Annotated in this window: 22 protein-coding genes and 1 pseudogene; 8 read left to right on the forward strand and 15 right to left on the reverse strand. The window is 39.8% G+C overall.

Annotation, left to right across the window (positions count from 1 at the left end; genetic code table 11):
- Window positions 1–128 precede the first annotated feature (128 nt).
- The 3 genes from ACDZ29_RS25990 to ACDZ29_RS26000 form a co-directional block, all read right to left on the reverse strand.
- Window positions 129–701, reverse strand: coding sequence for a carbonic anhydrase (locus ACDZ29_RS25990; protein WP_289316083.1), 573 nt, complete (start codon window positions 699–701; stop codon window positions 129–131).
- Window positions 702–789: 88 nt separating this feature from the next.
- Window positions 790–1584: a hypothetical protein gene (locus ACDZ29_RS25995; RefSeq protein WP_375089187.1), complete on the reverse strand. Its 795-nt coding sequence runs from the start codon at window positions 1582–1584 to the stop codon at window positions 790–792.
- A gap of 223 nt (window positions 1585–1807) precedes the next feature.
- Complete coding sequence (locus ACDZ29_RS26000) at window positions 1808–2128, reverse strand: DUF4870 domain-containing protein (RefSeq protein WP_101225220.1); 321 nt, start codon at window positions 2126–2128, stop codon at window positions 1808–1810.
- A 216-nt stretch (window positions 2129–2344) separates the two neighbouring features.
- Here ACDZ29_RS26000 and ACDZ29_RS26005 point away from each other — a divergent pair, with 216 nt between their 5' ends.
- The 4 genes from ACDZ29_RS26005 to ACDZ29_RS26020 all read left to right on the forward strand — a co-directional run bounded on the left by ACDZ29_RS26005 (window position 2345) and on the right by ACDZ29_RS26020 (window position 5304).
- Complete coding sequence (locus ACDZ29_RS26005) at window positions 2345–3124, forward strand: undecaprenyl-diphosphate phosphatase (protein WP_289318357.1); 780 nt, start codon at window positions 2345–2347, stop codon at window positions 3122–3124.
- Between the two features lie 353 nt (window positions 3125–3477).
- Window positions 3478–4032, forward strand: coding sequence for a GNAT family N-acetyltransferase (locus ACDZ29_RS26010; protein ID WP_375089189.1), 555 nt, complete (start codon window positions 3478–3480; stop codon window positions 4030–4032).
- Between the two features lie 221 nt (window positions 4033–4253).
- A complete protein-coding gene (locus ACDZ29_RS26015) occupies window positions 4254–4646 on the forward strand; it encodes a CidA/LrgA family protein (RefSeq protein ID WP_375089191.1) in 393 nt (130 codons plus the stop codon).
- The gene (locus ACDZ29_RS26020) at window positions 4621–5304 is read left to right on the forward strand and encodes an LrgB family protein (protein ID WP_289325381.1); all 684 of its coding nucleotides are present in this window, start codon (window positions 4621–4623) and stop codon (window positions 5302–5304) included. Before ACDZ29_RS26015 ends, ACDZ29_RS26020 begins: the two co-directional genes overlap by 26 nt.
- Window positions 5305–5339: 35 nt before the next feature.
- Here the strand turns inward: ACDZ29_RS26020 and ACDZ29_RS26025 are convergent, their stop codons facing one another.
- Both ACDZ29_RS26025 and ACDZ29_RS26030 read right to left on the reverse strand, forming a co-directional pair.
- Window positions 5340–5489, reverse strand: a complete 150-nt coding sequence (locus tag ACDZ29_RS26025; RefSeq protein WP_289316078.1) for a DUF2639 domain-containing protein — start codon at window positions 5487–5489, stop codon at window positions 5340–5342.
- A gap of 52 nt (window positions 5490–5541) precedes the next feature.
- A complete protein-coding gene (locus ACDZ29_RS26030; RefSeq protein ID WP_370015374.1) occupies window positions 5542–6630 on the reverse strand; it encodes an undecaprenyldiphospho-muramoylpentapeptide beta-N-acetylglucosaminyltransferase in 1089 nt (362 codons plus the stop codon).
- Between the two features lie 192 nt (window positions 6631–6822).
- On the opposite strand from ACDZ29_RS26030, the gene ACDZ29_RS26035 reads away from it, so the two are divergent.
- Complete coding sequence (locus ACDZ29_RS26035; protein WP_370015376.1) at window positions 6823–7935, forward strand: mechanosensitive ion channel family protein; 1113 nt, start codon at window positions 6823–6825, stop codon at window positions 7933–7935.
- Window positions 7936–8060: 125 nt separating this feature from the next.
- Complete coding sequence (locus ACDZ29_RS26040; protein ID WP_375089194.1) at window positions 8061–9416, forward strand: MATE family efflux transporter; 1356 nt, start codon at window positions 8061–8063, stop codon at window positions 9414–9416.
- A gap of 65 nt (window positions 9417–9481) precedes the next feature.
- Here the strand turns inward: ACDZ29_RS26040 and ACDZ29_RS26045 are convergent, their stop codons facing one another.
- Complete coding sequence (locus ACDZ29_RS26045; RefSeq protein ID WP_375089195.1) at window positions 9482–10255, reverse strand: SDR family oxidoreductase; 774 nt, start codon at window positions 10253–10255, stop codon at window positions 9482–9484.
- Window positions 10256–10471: 216 nt separating this feature from the next.
- Between ACDZ29_RS26045 and ACDZ29_RS26050 the strand changes: the two genes are divergently transcribed.
- Entirely contained in the window at window positions 10472–10882 is a 411-nt protein-coding gene (locus ACDZ29_RS26050) for an Hsp20/alpha crystallin family protein (RefSeq protein ID WP_375089197.1), read from the forward strand.
- A gap of 169 nt (window positions 10883–11051) precedes the next feature.
- On the opposite strand, the gene ACDZ29_RS26055 is transcribed toward ACDZ29_RS26050, so the two are convergent.
- The 6 genes from ACDZ29_RS26055 to ACDZ29_RS26080 form a co-directional block, all read right to left on the reverse strand.
- Window positions 11052–11783: a CAP domain-containing protein gene (locus tag ACDZ29_RS26055; RefSeq protein ID WP_375089199.1), complete on the reverse strand. Its 732-nt coding sequence runs from the start codon at window positions 11781–11783 to the stop codon at window positions 11052–11054.
- A gap of 460 nt (window positions 11784–12243) precedes the next feature.
- Window positions 12244–12681, reverse strand: coding sequence for a FixH family protein (locus ACDZ29_RS26060; RefSeq protein WP_289325388.1), 438 nt, complete (start codon window positions 12679–12681; stop codon window positions 12244–12246).
- 19 nt (window positions 12682–12700) lie between these two features.
- The gene (locus ACDZ29_RS26065) at window positions 12701–14116 is read right to left on the reverse strand and encodes a sensor histidine kinase (protein ID WP_375089201.1); all 1416 of its coding nucleotides are present in this window, start codon (window positions 14114–14116) and stop codon (window positions 12701–12703) included.
- Window positions 14113–14799 (reverse strand): response regulator transcription factor, encoded by a 687-nt coding sequence (locus tag ACDZ29_RS26070; RefSeq protein ID WP_375089203.1) that lies wholly within the window; start codon window positions 14797–14799, stop codon window positions 14113–14115. Before ACDZ29_RS26070 ends, ACDZ29_RS26065 begins: the two co-directional genes overlap by 4 nt.
- Window positions 14800–14804: 5 nt before the next feature.
- Window positions 14805–15767: a YncE family protein gene (locus ACDZ29_RS26075; protein WP_375089205.1), complete on the reverse strand. Its 963-nt coding sequence runs from the start codon at window positions 15765–15767 to the stop codon at window positions 14805–14807.
- Between the two features lie 118 nt (window positions 15768–15885).
- Complete coding sequence (locus tag ACDZ29_RS26080) at window positions 15886–16185, reverse strand: hypothetical protein (protein ID WP_289325392.1); 300 nt, start codon at window positions 16183–16185, stop codon at window positions 15886–15888.
- A 75-nt stretch (window positions 16186–16260) separates the two neighbouring features.
- Between ACDZ29_RS26080 and ACDZ29_RS26085 the strand changes: the two genes are divergently transcribed.
- Window positions 16261–16503, forward strand: a complete 243-nt coding sequence (locus tag ACDZ29_RS26085; RefSeq protein WP_251428523.1) for a DNA alkylation repair protein — start codon at window positions 16261–16263, stop codon at window positions 16501–16503.
- Between the two features lie 58 nt (window positions 16504–16561).
- Here the strand turns inward: ACDZ29_RS26085 and ACDZ29_RS26090 are convergent.
- The 3 genes and pseudogenes from ACDZ29_RS26090 to ACDZ29_RS26100 form a co-directional block, all read right to left on the reverse strand.
- A pseudogene (locus ACDZ29_RS26090) lies at window positions 16562–16708 on the reverse strand (hypothetical protein); the annotation flags it as partial.
- 65 nt (window positions 16709–16773) lie between these two features.
- Window positions 16774–17700: a CobW family GTP-binding protein gene (locus tag ACDZ29_RS26095; RefSeq protein WP_375089207.1), complete on the reverse strand. Its 927-nt coding sequence runs from the start codon at window positions 17698–17700 to the stop codon at window positions 16774–16776.
- Window positions 17701–17823: 123 nt separating this feature from the next.
- Window positions 17824–18357 carry a cupin domain-containing protein gene (locus ACDZ29_RS26100; RefSeq protein WP_375089208.1) on the reverse strand — a complete coding sequence of 178 codons (534 nt, stop codon included), beginning with the start codon at window positions 18355–18357 and terminating at the stop codon, window positions 17824–17826.
- Window positions 18358–18371 lie beyond the last annotated feature (14 nt).

Genomic DNA, 18371 nt, shown 5'->3' on the forward strand with positions numbered 1-18371 from the left:
CCACCCGTTTGTATTAGTGACAAACTACACTTGGTGATTTTATCAAAAAAAAGGATAAAAATAAATAGATAGCTCAAAATTTGAAGAAAACTGCCGAAAATCATTTCGACAGCCTTGATGTTTTTATATTATTTTTGTTCTCCCGCATATCCATCGACTACCAATTCCAGCTTCCCTGTATCAGGCGAAATGATTAGACCATGTACAGGAATATTCTTAGGGATCAAAGGGTGCCCTTTAATCACTTCCACACTGTTCTTACAACTTTCATAAACATCATCAAATCCGCGAAGCCAACTGCGGATATCGATTCCTGCGGCTCCCAGTGTATCGATGGTGCTCTTAGGTATATCACGTTCGATCATCTTGTCTACTACAGAATCGGCATCGACTGATGCCATCCCGCAGTCATGGTGAGGTATGACCAATACTTCATCTGCCTTTAGCTCATAAATAGCAACAAGGATACTCCGCATGACACTTCCGAATGGGTGGGAGACGATTGCCCCGGCAGTTTTCAGGATTTTGACATCGCCATTTTTCACATTCAAGGATTTTGGCAATAGTTCAACGAGCCGAGTGTCCATACAGCTTATGATGACCATACGTTTCTCAGGAAACTTATCCGTTCTATACTTAACATATTCACCTTTTTCTACAAACTGTTCATTATAATCAAGAATCTCATTAAGTAAACTCATATTTACCACCTTTTTATAAGTATTTAATCTATGTATTCCACTATGATTATATCAAATATTTAAAAGATTTGCTAAAGGGTTATCCTAGTCAATTTGAACGATGATTTAGAGTGGCTGCACAGAACCCAAAGACGATGATTTTAGGAATTTCATCAACATTTGATGAAAAAGAAAGGATCGGTGTATTTGTCTTGAATCGCTTCCCCCACTCCAAAGGCATCCATCCTTCTTGGTATGAAACGATTTTTTCCCCGTCTTTTGTGGCAATCTCGAAAGAATTCACACTTCCCGGCGTTTTGATGGGCATCCATTCCGTACCATCTTCCTTATATATCATTCCATTGATATTCACGAATGACCGATTTTCTTGATACGATCCCAGCAGACCTCCCTGATCATCCATGATCGTCATTTTATTGAAAAGCCCCCTTTTGATATGGTACTTAGCCAGCAAACGTCCCTCATGGTCCACCAGTTCATAACGTTTGGCCAGGAGCATCGACAAGAAATTGGGAATCATCCACATGAACCACTTCATATTCAAATCCCGAATCTCGCCCATTAGAGATCCATCAGGGGCAAAGAGAAGCAGCCGCAATGTCGGTGCTGGCATAAAAGTCAATAAAACATGTTCATTTTTTAATAACACGGCATTTGACCCTTTGAGTTCATCAGGTAATTCCTTCATTCTATTTTCATATATACGATGACTGACAAATTGGGCAGTGCTAAAGAAAAGAAAAGGGGACGTTATCAATAAAATATTGCCAGGTATCATCGCAAAAATATGGCAAATGAAAAATACAACGGCCAAAAGAAGAGATATCCAAGAAGCATGAAAATTAGAATTGCTCGTTTTTTGATAATATTCGCGTATATTCATATTCCGCTCTGCTCCTCACTCCTTACAAGAAAGTTTGCCGCCTTAAGGCGACCGTTGATTAGCTGTACCCTTAGCCGCCCGGCATCCACTTCCCTAAAAATTCATAGAAGGAAGTAAATATCATAATACTTTATTCGCTTCTATGTGATCTATTCCCTTTTAAAAATATGGTTCATTCAGATAAAAAAGGACTCCGAATTGAACGGAATCCTTTTACATCGATCTATAATATCCTAAAAATTAATGGGAACCTGTAATCCGTTCCTTCATAAGCCCTAACAGCAGCAATGATGGTGAATACGACTAAAGCTATCCCGATAACCGGCAATAGCAAGAATCCAACCAATACTATAGTGAGTATCCCTGCAACTATTGAATATACGGTGTAGGAAATGAAAAAATTCAGGTATTCCCTTCCGTGATAATCCACAAATTGTGAAGAGTCCTTCTTCAATAACCAAATCACCAAAGGACCGATAAATGCTGTAAAAAAGCTGATCACATAAATAAGGGCAGCAAACACTCTTTCATCTTTATTAGGCATAGTGTCTTCTCCTCCTTTCTCATATGATTAATTACGATTCAAATGAAAAATAGTTTCATTTTTCCTCTCATTATTCGAAAAAAATAAAATTGGACTGCCTTTTATTCATAAAACCCCATCGGCGATATAAAAATCCGAACATGTTCACCCGTCTTGTGCATACAGATTAAATAATGGATTGTCCTATACCTTCTAGATTGGAGTGATGTTTTTTTGCTGAACGAATTTCAAGCCTTCATCCTTGGAATCATTCAAGGCTTGACTGAGTTTTTACCTATTTCAAGTACTGGACATTTATATTTAGGACGGCATATATTCCATCTTGACGAGGCCGGCATTTTTCTTGATACCATGCTCCATATCGGAACCTTGCTGGCGTTATTGGTCGTCTATAAGAGTGACATCATTTCCATTTTGAAAAATCCTTTCTCCAAAATGACCCTGCTTCTTATTGCTGGGACGATCCCCGCAGTGATTGCCGGCATTTTACTAGGGGATTGGTTTGATGGACTTTCAAAAACAGGCGTGACCATTGGCTGGGAATTTTTAGCGACCGGACTGATTTTATGGGTAGCGGACGGGGTAAGAAAAGGTGGCAAATCCTTAAATGAAATTTCCATCAAAGATGCCCTGATCATCGGTACCTTCCAAGCTGCTGCCATCATGCCTGCTCTTTCGCGTTCAGGCCTAACGATAGCCGCTGGGCTCTTCTGCAGGCTGGATAGGGCCACTGCAGCTTATTTTTCCTTTCTGCTTTCAATTCCTGCCATTACGGGAGGCATTGTATTTCAGATGAAACCAATATTTACAGGAGAAGTTGAACGGCTTCCAATCACTGCTCTTTTCGTTGGCACCCTAGCCGCAGCTATCTTTGGTTATATAGCCGTGGTATGGATGATCGATTTCTTAAAAAAGCGTTCACTGAAAATATTCTCCATTTATGTATGGGCCCTCGGAGCAATCATTTTATTCATGCAATTCACAGGTAAATTTTAAAGGATAGCAACAAGTTTCCCTAAAAAAAGCGGGCGAAGAAATCAGTTTTCCATGGAAAAAAGCAACCGTTTGCCTTCCAATTTCACCCTGCATAAAAAAGTTGAAATTTGACGAAAAAAAAAGGCAAAAAACCTATTCCCAAACCGTTTTTTTTTTAGTATTATACCTTCGTAAGGTTCTTTAGATCCGTATAATTTCAGACAATAAAAATAGGGAAGGCAAATGGTGCGCCACCGGTTTCCGGTTCTAGTGGGTTCGATTCCCACCCCGAAATTTTTTGATGAACGACTTAAAAAATTTCGAGGGTGGGCAGCGACTACGCATAAGAACTGCCCTCAAACGGAGGGACGGAAATGTTAAAAAAGAGAGATTTCACAGATTGTTTTTCTCTTTATGAACAAATGACGCATCCAGATGTCTTCCCTTTCGTGCGCCATAAAGTAGATTCATATGAAGAATATGTTTTCATTACTAAGCAAACGATCGAGGCAGAAGATGCTGGGGAACTCATTTCACGAACAATCTTGGATGAATGGGAAAATCCCATCGGTTGCATTTCTTTATACGATATTGAAAATGGTGCAGGTTTCTTAGGCACATGGCTTGGCAAGTCTTATCATGGAAAAGGGTATAATGCCATTGCAAAAGACGCTTTCTTTAAAGAGCTTTTTTTCGAGCTCGGTATGGAAACGGTCTTCATGCGTATTCGCAAAAAAAATATCCGCTCTATAAAAGCCGCAGAAAAGCTTTCTTATGCCGTCAACGCCAACGAAACAAGAAAGTCCCTTTATGATCAGATCAATCATGAAGGAGATATCTTCGATTTGTATGAAATCACTAAAGATTTATACACCTTTCATATCCTTAGACAGCATGATGATGATGAACAGCAGTTACTTGAAGCATAAAATAAAACAAAAAAACAAATCCGCTGATTTTAAGATGGCTTTGCTTTTCTTTTCATATAATGCCCGGAGCTTCCAAAATTGGAAAGCTCTTTTTCCCATTTTAACAGGATGTTTAGGAAAGTTTGCTGCAATTCCCTATTCTTTTCGGGGATATTTTTTTATAATGAATACAATTGACCAATTCAATAATATATTCAATGCTCCATTGAAAGGACTTAATCATGAAAAAAACATTTGCTTTTATCGTGCAGCTTATCATACTTCTCATCATTTGCAAGCTTGGCTACTTTATAGCACATTTACTTCATTTACCTATTCCGGGCAATGTCATCGGCATGATTCTGTTATTCAGTTTACTACAGACGAAGGTTTTAAAAGTCGAGTGGATCGAACTTACTTCAGGATTCTTGGTTAAACACCTAGCCTTTTTCTTCATTCCAATTTCAATCAGTTTAATGACCATGGGGTGGCTTTTCATAGAATTTGGTTTGCCATTGGCACTTACATTGGGAGTCAGCCTTATATTTGGATTCATCGTTTCGGCTTGGACTGTTCAGAAGTTTTCCCATAGAGGAGAGGTTAAGCAGCATGACAGCGCTCATCACAACTTATAGCATCTTGATAACCATCCTTGCCTATTCCATTGGAAGGAAAATATATGCTAAACATCCATCACCTTTTACGACGCCCGTATTTTTCAGTACGGTTACAATCATTCTCGTATTGTTGATCAGCGGTTTGGACTTCGAAGATTATTCACCGGGAAAAGACATCATCACCTATTTCCTGGGACCAGCTACCGTTGCTTTGGCGGTACCACTTTATAAAAACAGAAAGATAATCGTTAAATATGCAATTCCGGCAATTAGCGGCATGATCTTTGGTCTTATGGCCACATTGGTCATTGCCTTCGCCATTGCTAAAGCATTTTCACTACCGCAAGTCATACTCCAAGGATTGGCGGTTAAATCCATTACAGTGCCAATCGCTGTAGAAATCACGGAACTTTATGGTGGAAATTCTAATATTTCAGCCGCCTTCGTCATTTTGACTGGGGTGCTGGGTACGATGATCGCTCCAAAAATGATGGATAAATTAAACATTACGATGCCCTTCGCACGTGGTATTGCCTATGGTACGATCGCTCATGGCCTTGGAACGGCTCAAGCTGCTCAGGAAAGTGAGTTTACCGGGGCAGTCGCAGGTGCGGCAATGGCTATCGCAGGTATCCTTATTTCCTGTTTCTTTCCTTTTATAAATAATTTCCTATAAAAAGAACCGCAACGTCAGTGACGTTGCGGTTCTTTTTATGATTCATCTTTTTTCAGGCCCTCGTATAAACGTCTTAGAATATGGGTTTTATACAGCTCCAGCTTTTTTTTCTCAATTGGATGATAGTTAATCCCTGCGGCTTTTAATTGCTGAATGAACCACCCTTTGGAATACTCATAAGCCATTCTACCCCCTCCTCTGTTCGAAAAAGATATGCTTCAAAGAAGGGATTGATACTTATTTTTTTGCAGCCATCACTTCAAGTAATAAATCATACATTTCCGCTGCCTTTTTGAATGGGCGTTTTTGACGCATTTTCTCCTGATATTCATCCGAATGATTCACCAAGTCCACTAATGTATCATTAAAAATCCGGTCATTTAAATCTTCTTCTTGGATGACTTTACAAAACCCCTGTTTTTCAAAGCTTGAAGCATTCAAGATTTGATCTCCACGCGATGCATTGGCACTTAGCGGTATAAGCAACATAGGCTTTTGCAAACCAAGGAATTCAAATATGGAATTTGAACCTGCCCTTGACACAACGACATCAGCAGCAGCCAATAGATCAAATAATTCTTCATGTACGAATTCAAAGGGAGCATATCCCCTTTGTTTCAATTCGGTTTTAACATTACCCTTACCACAAATGTGAATGATCTGGTAATCCTTTAATAGCGCATCAAGGTTATCTGTAATCAAGTTATTGATTTTTACAGCTCCAAGGCTGCCGCCCATAACGAGTAGGACCGGTTTGTTATTCGTGAATCCGCAAAATGCCTTTCCGGAGGAAGGGTTTCCCGTAAAAATCCCATCGCGCAATACAGCTCCAAGATACATGGCCTTCTCTTTCGGAAGGTTTTTTTCCGTTTCCTGGAAGGTAGTGAAAATCTTCGACGCAAGTGGCATGGCAATTTTATTGGCCAGACCAGGTGTATAATCCGATTCATGTATCGCAATCGGAATTCTCAGCATCCTGCCTGCCAAAACAACTGGAACGGAAACGAATCCACCCTTGGAGAAAATGAAATCCGGCTTGGTTTCTTTTAGAATTTTTCGTGCATCAAAAATTCCTTTTATGACCCGGAATGGATCTTTCATATTTTCAACAGATAGGTAACGTCGGAATTTCCCAACGGAAATCGTTTCATAACGGACCTCGGGAAATTCCTTTTCGATGATATTTTTTTCAATGCCTTTTTTTGAACCAATATAAGTAACATCCCAATCATGCTTTAAAAATTCCGGGATGATTGCAGCATTAACAGATACATGACCGGCAGAACCGCCTCCGGTAAATACTATTTTCTTAGTCAATATTTCCACCTTCCAAACTTAAAAAGTCACTTTGCATCCATATTACCATATATCCTTGCCATTAATAACTTGAAAAAGTATTCAGTGAACCGTAAAATACCAACATGAATGTAATCATCGATTATTTTTCCTTTTTCAGCATGAATATATTATAATCTTAGTATTCTACAATACTACAAGATACATTGGAGGAGTAATACATTGCAAGAAGTTTCTGAATCTCTCCATCAATTTGATGGAATCGAAGCCTGGACCAAATTAGGAATTTCCATAGGCATTTTTCTAATCTTCCTTTTGCTTCGGAAAGTATTTACTACATATATATTCAAATTCTTTCTAAGAATAGCGGAAAAACGTAAAGTTGAATTTGCCGCCAACTTAATGCTCGCTATAGAACAGCCTGTAAGATGGCTTATCGTTTTGATTGGTGTTATCATTTCACTGCACTATTTTCCGATTGACTCACCTTCGGTTGAATTAAGATCGAAAATATACAGATCATTTTTTGTCTTTTTATTCTTTTGGACATTTTCCAATATCAGTTCGATCTTAACTATTTTATTTCCGAAATTAGTAAGTAAATTCGGACTTGAAGTCGATCAAATCGTCATGCCGTTCTTTACAAAAATCATAAAAATAATCATCATTGCATTCGGTGCCTCCATCATTGCGGAAGAATGGGGATTCAATGTCGATGGATTTGTTGCAGGGCTTGGTTTGGGTGGATTGGCTTTCGCTCTTGCCGCTAAAGATACCGTCAGTAATTTCTTTGGAGGTATCGTCATCGTTACCGAAAAACCTTTTACCATAGGAGATTGGATCAAAACTCCAAGTGTGGAGGGGACAATTGAAGACATCACATTCCGAAGCACCAAAGTTCGGACGTTTGCCCAAGCTTTAGTTACGGTTCCAAATGCGACCCTTTCGAATGAACCGATCATTAACTGGTCCAAGATGGGCAAAAGACAGATTGCCTTCCATTTGGGTGTGAATGTAACAACACCAAAAGAAAAATTGGAAAATGTCATTAAAGACATAGAAAAAATGCTGATTGACCATCCAGAAGTACATCCGGAAACGATTCTCGTTAAATTTGATGAGTTTAGTCATTCCGGTTTCAATCTCTACCTTTATTTCTTCACGAATGCGACGGACTTTGGAGGATATTTATCAATCAAAGAAGATGTGAACTTTAAAATCATGGAGATATTGGAACAGGAAGATGTACAAATTGCCATCCCTTCCCAGGCTTTCATTCTTCAAAAAGACTCAAATATGGAAGCCATGAATGATTTTGAATCCATGCGCGACTGACAAAAAGACTTGCCCTAATAAGGCAAGTCTTTTTTGCTTTAAATAAAACTTAAAACCTCACACGCTATGTGATATAATTCTTTCATTGTGTTGAAAATTCCAAATATTGATATTGAGGTACTTTGATGAATCAGACTTATACTAAATCGCAAAAGATCCGCCTGTTATTTTATATATTGATACCTATCCTGATCACTCAAATCGGTCTTTATGCCATGACTTTTTTCGATGTTATGATGTCGGGGCAATACAGTACGCAGGACGTTGCCGGCGTCTCGATCGGCAGTTCGCTTTGGACACCCGTGTACACGGGGCTGAGTGGGATATTGATTGCCCTAACGCCGGTGGTTTCACAGCTGGTTGGATCCAAGCAGTCTAAATCCGTTTCATATTCCGTGATGCAGGCCATTTATTTAGCAGTCGTTTTAGCCTTGGTCATTTTAATCATTGGGGCGTTTTCTTTGAATCCCATATTGAATGCCATGAACCTTGAAGAAAATGTCCACCGGGTGGCGCATGATTATTTGATCGCCCTTTCAGTCGGAATCATTCCATTATTCGTTTATAATACGTTAAGGGCCTTCATAGATGCACTGGGGCAGACGAGGATTTCCATGATCATTACCCTGTGTGCACTCCCGATTAACGTCCTATTTAATTACCTGTTGATATACGGGAAGTTTGGATTCCCCGAACTTGGCGGTGTCGGTTCAGGATACGCAACGGCCATTACTTATTGGTTAATTGCCCTTGTTGCCATCCTTGTAGTCGTCAAAATCAACCCTTTTTCGACATATAAGGTTTTCAGTGAATTTTTCCGGGTTTCTTTGAAAGAATGGCGGGCGCTTTTATTGATTGGGGTGCCTATCGGGCTGGCTATCTTTTTTGAAACAAGCATTTTCTCAGCTGTTACCCTTTTAATGAGTAAGTATGATACCGTGACAATTGCTTCGCATCAGATTGCCATGAATTTCGCGTCACTGCTTTATATGATGCCGCTAAGTATATCCATGGCATTGACGATCGTCATTGGATTTGAAATTGGGGCAGCCCGCTATAAAGATGCCAGAGAGTACAGCTGGATTGGCATTTCGATGGCATTGACGATGTCGCTCGTTTTATCGACCATCCTATTCCTCTTCCGTGAACCTGTCGCCTCTGTATACACTAAAGATCATGAGGTAATGATGCTGACATCACATTTTTTAATATATGCCATCTTCTTTCAGATATCAGATGCCCTGCAGGCACCTATACAGGGTATTTTGCGTGGATATAAAGATGTAAATGTCACGTTTGCGATGTCACTGGTCTCCTATTGGATTCTCGGACTTCCCATTGGCTATTTCTTTGCAAAGTATACGGATATGGGGGCCTTTGGGTATTGGATAGGCTTAATTTCCGGCTTGGCTCTCGGAGCTATAGGATTGGCGTCCCGCTTAAGGTTCATACAGAAAGTAAAATATAAAAAAATGGCGTAATAAAAGAGTGGGGCTGGATTACACGGCCCCACCCTTTTTCATTCTGAAGATCATGCCCTTAACCACTAGGCTTTATAAATTTTCCCTAGAACATCCTTACCGCCTGTAACGGGTATGATACTGCCGGTTATGAAATCTGATTTTTCATCACATAAGAATGTGATGACCCTCGCTATATCCTCCCCTGTACCAGGTCTGCCGACTGGTACCGAATCATCCTTTACTCCTCTTGCGACCCTAATTTCTTCCTCTTTCCAATCACCAACGATATCGCCAGGACAGACCATATTAACGGTGATTCCATGTGTAGCTTCTTCGGCAGCTAAAGTTCTAGTCAAGGAGGTCAAGCCGCTCTTTGCAGCGGAAAAAGCAGAACGATAAATCCAACCCGGTGCAGTTTCACACCTCTCAAACCCTAATGTAATGACCCTTCCCCAGCTTCTACTGCGCATTTGTGGAATAAGCTCCTTCGCAATATAGAAAAAACCATTTAAATTTCCATCCATGATATACTTCCATTCATCATTGGCATATTCAGTCATAGGCTTGCGATCATGCATATATGGCCCTGCGTTATGAATGAAGATATCAACATGGCCAAAGGCCTCCAAGGCCAACTGCAAAATATTCCGGCAATCTTTCTCACTTGACGAATCACCTTGAATCGCAAGTGCCTTAACATGATACTTATCCTGTAATTGATCCACTAATGCTAAAGCTGCCTTTTTACTTTTTCGATAAGTAATGATAATGGACATTCCATTATCCGCGAGTGAAAATGCCATCCTTTTGCCGATTCCAGTTGCTCCACCAGTAATAAAAGCTACTTTTTCATCCACAGGCATACCCTCTTTATCAAATGGATTTTACTTAATTATACATAAGTTTGACCCGATTTCTATAATTTAGTAATTATAAAAACGAACCTATAGGCTTTAGCCTGCATAAAATATAAGAAATAAACCTGTCAGCCCATAAGCAGGAGAGAGGAATTCAAAATGTTTCCCTGGAATTCACTTTTTTCTTTTAAAAATAACCCCAACCAAAAGGACTTCATGAAAAATATGCAGCAAAGTGATGTACAATCATTCATTGAAAAAGTATTTTCACAGGTCATCCCTGAAAATATGCAAGGTATGATGAACCAAAATGATGGCGGCTCACAAAAAGTAAATGCCAAATCTGAACATCCTTTACATGCCGATGTATTTGAAACTCATTTATTTGTCTTTGTAAGAATTCCCATAGAAGATGAATCTTGGCTGAAGAAAATGAAACTTTACCATACCTCTAACCAATCCATCATTGAGGGGATTCCAAAAGAGTCAGATCGCCATGTCATAACACTTCCCGCTCTTGTAAAGAAAAAAGGGGCATCAGCCCAATATAAAGAATCAACATTGGAAATACGTCTTCAGAAAAGTTTCAATACCCAGTATTCAGAAATCGATGTATCCGAGATTTAACGTGCTTCATTGGGACCACACTGATGATAAAGTGCGGTTCCTGCCATTCTATTAGATTTCGGCAACCAATCGATGTCACAATTCATACCATTCCTTTGAATGGAATTAGTTATTTTCGCACAAAAAAAGCGCACCCCATGTTTTTGGGATGCACTCTTCTATCAATCTATTATTTTCCGATGAATTGTTGAGTCCAGTAGTTACCAGATTCCACATAACCTACTCCAATATGAGTAAAGCTAGAATTCATGATGTTTTCACGGTGTCCTTGGCTATCCATCCAAGCTTGTACAACTTCTTCAGGTGTTTGTTGACCTTGTGCGATGTTCTCGCCTGCTGTTGTATAGCTGATTCCGAATTTTTTCATCATATCGAATGGTGAGCCGTAAGTTGGGCTATTGTGGTCAAAGTAGTTATTATCTTTCATGTCTTGAGACTTGGCGCGTGCAACTTTGCTCAACTCAGTGTCGATTTTAAGAGCTGCCAAACCTTGTTTTTCACGTTCTGCATTAGTTAATTTAACAACTTCTTGTTCAAAAGCGCTTAATTCAGAGCTTGTCTCTTTTTCACCAGTTGATTTATCAGGTGTTACTTCAGGTTTTGCTTCAGGTTTTGGTTGGTTTGCTGTTCCAGCTTCTTGAGCTGGTTTTTGAGCTGGTTTTTGAACTGGTTTTTGAACTGGTTTTTGAACTGGTTTTTGTTGTGCCTGTGCTGCCGGTAAAGTGACATTGTATTTAGTTAGATATTGGTTAAGGACTTTTTGCATATCCTCTTTATTCATAGATTGGTAAGTTACTTGTTTCACAGTATCACAGTTGGCTGCTTCTGCTTGGTTAGCTCCTACTCCTGTGAATATAATAGCTGCAGCTGCTGCTGCTGACATAAACATTTTCTTTTTCATTCGTATTTCCTCCTGTGATGTTCTTTTTTTGTTGTGCTTTGCTTCTGGAATTATCATATCATGCACTTTTTGTAATATATGCACCATCAATTTCCAACAAATTCACAGGATGCGAATGACGAATATATTATTATCATAGTTTCAGAGAAAGCAAGCAAAAATGCTTTAACTATCTATGTTTCTGCCAATAGTATAAATACTCATATTTATCCAGATATTCCTTGTCAATGGTAGTTACATAGAACCATTTCCATTGAATACTAATAACTTTTAGTTGACATATCGTTTCAAACCTAATTATTGTGACTTTCTTTACTTTTATGTTACAAATTTTTCGAATTGACTTCGACATTTCGTCCTTTGTCCTTATTCATTAACCTCTGTTGCCTTGAACATTTTTCCAAATAAAAAAACAATCCGGATTTAAACCCGAATTGTTTTGGTTTTGATGGTTCATTCATCATTTCATTTCTCCATCATTCATCTCGTCCATTTCCTTTTTATCACCATTTTGTTCAGGAGGGCTTGGTTTGCCTATGACGAATTCCTTCTTTGGCATGTTGTGCATATCCCTTGCCGTTACATGGGCATATACATAATAGGTTCCTTCTTCTTCAAAAGTCTTTTCCATTTCATAAATGCCGTTTCCTTTATGTTTTACAGAGATCTTGTCATGGTCATCGCTATTTGCAAGCCAAATTTCAAAACTGACATCATCCGCATCTGTCACTTCTTCGTCCCCGTAGGTCACTTTTGCCTGAAACTTCACAGACTCGTTCACTTTGCCCTGAATTGGATCGACAGCTAAATCGACATTTAACATTTTCGGTATTTCCTCTTCCTTGCCACATCCAGCCAATAAAATTAACGCCATGCAAAATAACATGATTTTTTTCATTTTTGAACGTATCCCCTTTTTATGAATTCCATTCTTCTTTTATTATCGGTAGGACGACCCTGACTTTTGTTCCCCTTTTTTCCTTGCTTTCTATTTCGATTTTGCCATTTTGCAATTCCACCAATTTTTTGACGATCGACAGTCCGAGCCCTGACCCTCCATCAAAACGACTGCGTGCTTTGTTCACCCGGTAAAAACGATTCATTACATATGGCAGATCCGCTTCAGGAATCCCGTTACCCGTATCAGTAACCAGCAGTTCGCAATTTTCTTTATGCTGAATTAGGCTAATATCGATTGATCCTCCAGAATCCGTGTACTGAATGGCATTGTCAAGAATGTTATGCAGGATCTGTTCCATCCTGCCTTCATCCCCAATAATAATCGGATCTGGATCCAGCTCGATCTGCAAGTCCAATTGCTTTTCTTTTATTATCGGTTCATATTTAACAAGCACTTCTTCAATGAATTGCGCATAGGCAATCGGAGTTTTATATAACATGAATGGATCACTATCCATTTTTGATAAGTCCATCAAATCTCCTACAAGGCGCTGCAGCCTAAGAGCTTCCCTTGAAATGAGTTGAAGGTATTTCCGTTCCTCTTCATCATTTTTCACAACACCATCCAAAATGGCCTGTGTGTACCCCTTTACGTAACTAAGCGGGGTCCTGAGCTCATGTGCCACATTTTCAAGAAACTCTTTTTTTCTTTCCTCTTCCAAATGGATTGAATTGGCCATATCATTAAAGGCTATTGCCAATTTGCCTATTTCATCATGACTCCTTACCGGAACCTGTATGTCATAATACCCCTCTGAGACACGATGGGCACCTGTCTCGATTTCCTTAATCGGACTGACCAGCTTTTTCAACCATTTCGTAGTGAAAAAAATCGCGACAATCAAGAATAAAAGAATCGCTGCCATCCATTTTGCTGCAAATTCCTTAAGCAAGACAGTAATTGAATCTACTGGAATATATGTATAGATGATACCTTCTAGGCGATCTTCATCAATCAGGGGTATGATGGCCGCCACGATATTTTTTTCAAACCTTTTCTCATACCCCTCTTTTTCAACGGCTTTTCCGGCTAAAAGCATTTGCCTTTCTTCTTCAGAAATAAGTGTGTCATAGTTTATTTCAAAAGGCAGACAGGCACTCAATTCCCTGGGATTGTTGACGACAAAGACCTCGCTGTCATTCTTACTGTTGAACCATTCAACTCTTTGCTTATATTCTTCGCTGATTTCACCACCGGAATAATCCGCTCCAAGCAATGACGCTTCATTAACTAAATCTGTTTTAAGCTTCTCCACATATAGATTTTTATAATAATATTGAGAAAGGGAATAAGCGAAAAGCACGGACAAGATGATGGCAGTGATGATGGTGAGCCATAATTTAAAAGAGAGGGATCTCCATTTATTAATCATTTCTTTTCCTCTATCTTATAACCGATTCCCCAGACGGTTTGAATGTAATCGGCCGCGCTTAATTTCATTCGTAACGTTTTGATATGGGTATCCACGGTACGTAAAGATCCTCCATATTCCCCGCTCCATACATTTTCAAGCAGTTGTTCACGACTGAGAGCCTGACTTTTATGTCGCATGAGGAATAAAAGCAATTCGAATTCTTTCAAAGTTAAATTGATCGGCTTCCCTTCCACCAAAACGGTTCTGGATTGTAAGTTTAAGTTAATGTTACCGAATCGGACATGGTTTTGATTCTCTTCATTCAATGACAGTTTTCCTGTCCTTCGCAATACCGCTTCGACCCTTGCGACCAATTCTCCAGGATTGAACGGTTTGACGATATAATCGTCCCCGCCGAGCTTCAGCCCTTTCACCTTATCCCATTCTTCACCTTTCGCACTGACAAATATCACAGGAATCTCCCAATTTTCACGGATTTTTTCACAAACGGAGAAACCATCCATACCTGGCATCATGATATCCAATAGGATTAAATCTACTTCCTGTGTTTCAACCATACTAATGGCTTCTTTTCCATTCGCAGCTTGAAGGCATTGATAACCTGAATTCAGCAAATACATTTCAATTAGATTCCGCATATCCTCTTCATCATCCACGACTAATATGGTGTAAACATGCATGTCAACTACTCCCTCAACATCAATTGGAATGGACCCTCGCCGACTTTGACCGTTTTTTTAACATCGACCGTTTCAGCATCCATTACATACAATTCATCACTATCATATCCCGCTACGACCACATCTTCGTTAAAGTTCACCATTTCAAAAGGGTTGACGCCGACCACTTTGCTTTTCACTTCCTCATATTGATCATTCAATTTATATAAGGAGCTGGTGCCATGACTAAGGACAAAAATGCCTTCAGCATTTTCCAGGAACTTTATCGGCATGGTGGGAGCCTTCAACTTTTTCTTCAACTCTCCCGTTTTTGCCGAATAAATATATAGATCTTCTTCCACTTGGTCCCCATCCCCGTGTCCCCCGATCCATATTTCATCCTTTTCCTCCCTTAATAATGTGCCTGTGCTGGAACTATGTATGGGAAATTCGAAATCGACCTTTTTCGTTTCAAGATTTATCACTGAACATTTGGTATCACCAAAATTAATTACATACAAACGATTCGCTTGCTCACCTTGAAGAACGGTCAAGGGGCTTTTACCAACTTTGACTATATCCTGCTCCTCCCCTTCATCATTTAAAAAGGAAATGGAGTGATTCGATTGATTGACTGCCACGATGCTTTTTCCATCCTGTAACAGCTGCATATTGACGATCCCTTTCCCAATTTCCCAACTGTTTATCAGTTTTCCTGCCGATAAAGAGAACACTTGGACTTTCTCCATCTCTTTTCCATAAAGCAGGATAGTATCTTTGTCGGCCAGAAGCAGGGCTCCGGTAAATGGTTCTGAAATATCCCACTTGGCAAAAGTATGATAGTTTTCATCTATGAAAGTCAGGGAGGTATCCTTGATATTGACTGTCGCCAAAAAAGATTCACTTCTGTTTATTTTAGTAAATGTATTACCGCCATTACACCCAGTAAGCAGTACGATGGCAAGAAAAAGCCCAATGCCCCACTTCATATTTTAAGCTCCTTATTCATTAAATATCTATTTTTTTAAAATTTTAACAATGATTTGTGAAAAAAGTATGAAGCGGAAAAGAATATTTGCTTAACAAGCATCCGTGTCACAAGCGGAATCATAATCTTTCCAATTCATTCACATAGGCCATGGCAATCGCGTTTTTCTTTTCTTCTGAAAGCGAAGATTCCATCACGCGTTTAATACAGAGGTAAAACTTCTCTAGTACCGGTTTCCGGGCACGTGGATGTGCATTTTCATCCAAAAGCTCACGGCGGATGAGTTCCGATAACACTTCCCTTCCACCTCCATCCGTCACCTTACGATTATTCCATATACTTAAATAAGCCTCCAGTAGTGCTTCTTGCCTGACATTTTCTTTCATATAATCCCTTCCATCCATTACTAATTTATACATATTAATGATCAAGTTTGTAAAGACTACTTGAATAATACGATATCGCTTAAAAAATTCAAAAAAGGAGTGAGTACATTGTCTCAAGTATACCGCTGTCCGAATTGCCGGACAAATAAATCTCGCTTCAATCTCATTCAGCAAGTATCAACCCCAGTTAAAAAGGATCCGCAATCCGGTGAGATTGTTGAACAATATTCGAACGATTCCCTTCAACCATTCCATCTAGCATATAATGGTCCTGAAGTTCGGGTCCAATGTGCTGCTTGCGGATTAATTGAAGACGAAAAGACATTTGCCGCCTTTGGATTGCAACAATAAAAATGGTCAGACCCGGTAAATGGGTCTGACCATTTTTTCAATCTTTTCCCACCGACATTTTAGCCCGGTCTATGGCAATTGGAATGGCTTTTCCATCCTCATATCCTTCATCCAATAATGCATTTGCGATTTCAATGGCCTTTTCCCTGACATCTTTATCTAGATTCTTCATCGAATTCGGATAATCGTTATAGTTCCATGGCACTAATACCGCCCCCTTGATCAGAAAGTTTCCTATTATGTTTCCCTTCTTTAGTGGGCGATAAACGTTTATTGAGCCGCTTTCGCTTCCAAAGCCTTCAACTGACCGATCATCATTTCCCTATCCAGCTTTTCCCCGATAATGACGATATTCAATGGCATTTTCATCATTTCATTCATGTACATCGGCATTCCATAAGAGTATTGGAATAAATGTGGGTATTGTGAATGTGTAAAGGAAATGTATCCTTTCATTCGATAGACCGTTTCCGGAAGGGCCCTAAGCCAATCTTCAAAGTCATTTTGTGCAACGGCCCCTTCAAATGTATGGACGACTGCAGTTAAATGCAAATGATCGCGTACATCAAGCTTTTGATGGCCATTACGCCCTTTTCTTTGCATCCTTTGCAACGATATCAAGGAAATGGCTGCATACTCCGTCAATAAACATACAGCATCCGTGTTCAGCGCCTGTATTGAATAAATCAGCTGTGCGGCCTCCATCTCACTAACTAGATCAGCTTTATTCAATAATATGAAATCCGCATGGTGGATTTGCTCAGCAAGCAACTGTCGAAGCTGCGGAGACAGTTCCTCCCGGTCGCGCCACCTTAATAAATCGACGACCGTTATAATACCTTTATACTCCAGCCTTTTGGCGAAAAGCGGTGACATGATGCCATCCAATACTTCAACTGGATGCGCTGCTCCTGTCGTTTCAATATAAACGGCATCCAGGTCGTTTTCAGTTAGCAATTCATGAAGCTGAACCTCTAGCTTATCCTGAATTGTGCAACAGATGCACCCGTCAAACAACTCTTTCAGTGGCACTTCATCACCGATCAGGCCACTGTCCACCGATACACTGCCGAGTTCATTTAGAAGCACGGCCACTTTTCTACCCGCTTCACTTTCCTGTTTTAAGATATTTCGAAGAAGAGTCGTTTTCCCGCTGCCGAGAAAGCCGCCCAATATGTACACTTCGGTTGTTTTCATTCGTATCTGCTCCTATGATCCGGTTAAATTCGATTCCGTTAAATTTTATCATACTTGTCTTCCTAAAGCACTTGCCTGAACCACATAAAAAAACCAGCCTATAAGCTGGTTTTTCAACAATGATTATGCTTGAACTTCGTCCTTTTCGTAAATCGGCACCCATCCTGCCGCTGTAACGAAAATACGGACAGCGACCGTTTTTCTATCTTCTGCCAGCGTGAAATAATGCCGTTTGGATTCTGGTACACTAATTAGATCTCCTGGATTAAGCCGTACATCAAACCACTGTTTATCGCCGCCTTCAATGGCAAAAATACTCGTTCCGCCTGCTATGAAACGCACTTCATCATCCTCATGGTGGTGTTCCTGCTTAAAGTTTTCAAGCATTTGATCCAAGTTTGGATTTGCATCGGATAATGTAATGATATCGTGCGCTTTATAGCCTCTTCTCTCGGAAATTTCCGCTATCTCCGATTTGAATGTTAAAAGGATTTCCTCCTTGTCAGCATCTGTCAGATCGTATTTTTCCACAAGATGGGCCGGTAATTTCGAAATGTCCCATTGCTCATAGATAACCCCTTGTGTTTCTAAAAAACCTTTTACCTTTTCCCCATTTTCAATAACTTCGTTTGTTTCATGGAATCTGATCGTCGCCATCATTCATTCCTCCT

Origin of the sequence: Peribacillus sp. RS7 (assembly GCF_041956845.1) — a bacterium.
In the GTDB taxonomy this organism is placed as follows: Bacteria; Bacillota; Bacilli; order Bacillales; family DSM-1321; genus Peribacillus.

Coding starts and splice junctions, on each gene's coding strand:
- ACDZ29_RS25990 (WP_289316083.1), bottom strand. CDS start 701: ATGAGTTTACTTAATGAGATTCTTGATTATAATGAACAGTTTGTAGAA.
- ACDZ29_RS25995 (WP_375089187.1), bottom strand. CDS start 1,584: ATGAATATACGCGAATATTATCAAAAAACGAGCAATTCTAATTTTCAT.
- ACDZ29_RS26000 (WP_101225220.1), bottom strand. CDS start 2,128: ATGCCTAATAAAGATGAAAGAGTGTTTGCTGCCCTTATTTATGTGATC.
- ACDZ29_RS26010 (WP_375089189.1), top strand. CDS start 3,478: ATGTTAAAAAAGAGAGATTTCACAGATTGTTTTTCTCTTTATGAACAA.
- ACDZ29_RS26015 (WP_375089191.1), top strand. CDS start 4,254: ATGAAAAAAACATTTGCTTTTATCGTGCAGCTTATCATACTTCTCATC.
- ACDZ29_RS26020 (WP_289325381.1), top strand. CDS start 4,621: ATGACAGCGCTCATCACAACTTATAGCATCTTGATAACCATCCTTGCC.
- ACDZ29_RS26025 (WP_289316078.1), bottom strand. CDS start 5,489: ATGGCTTATGAGTATTCCAAAGGGTGGTTCATTCAGCAATTAAAAGCC.
- ACDZ29_RS26040 (WP_375089194.1), top strand. CDS start 8,061: ATGAATCAGACTTATACTAAATCGCAAAAGATCCGCCTGTTATTTTAT.
- ACDZ29_RS26050 (WP_375089197.1), top strand. CDS start 10,472: ATGAAAAATATGCAGCAAAGTGATGTACAATCATTCATTGAAAAAGTA.
- ACDZ29_RS26055 (WP_375089199.1), bottom strand. CDS start 11,783: ATGAAAAAGAAAATGTTTATGTCAGCAGCAGCAGCTGCAGCTATTATA.
- ACDZ29_RS26060 (WP_289325388.1), bottom strand. CDS start 12,681: ATGAAAAAAATCATGTTATTTTGCATGGCGTTAATTTTATTGGCTGGA.
- ACDZ29_RS26065 (WP_375089201.1), bottom strand. CDS start 14,116: ATGATTAATAAATGGAGATCCCTCTCTTTTAAATTATGGCTCACCATC.
- ACDZ29_RS26070 (WP_375089203.1), bottom strand. CDS start 14,799: ATGCATGTTTACACCATATTAGTCGTGGATGATGAAGAGGATATGCGG.
- ACDZ29_RS26075 (WP_375089205.1), bottom strand. CDS start 15,767: ATGAAGTGGGGCATTGGGCTTTTTCTTGCCATCGTACTGCTTACTGGG.
- ACDZ29_RS26080 (WP_289325392.1), bottom strand. CDS start 16,185: ATGTATAAATTAGTAATGGATGGAAGGGATTATATGAAAGAAAATGTC.
- ACDZ29_RS26095 (WP_375089207.1), bottom strand. CDS start 17,700: ATGAAAACAACCGAAGTGTACATATTGGGCGGCTTTCTCGGCAGCGGG.
- ACDZ29_RS26100 (WP_375089208.1), bottom strand. CDS start 18,357: ATGGCGACGATCAGATTCCATGAAACAAACGAAGTTATTGAAAATGGG.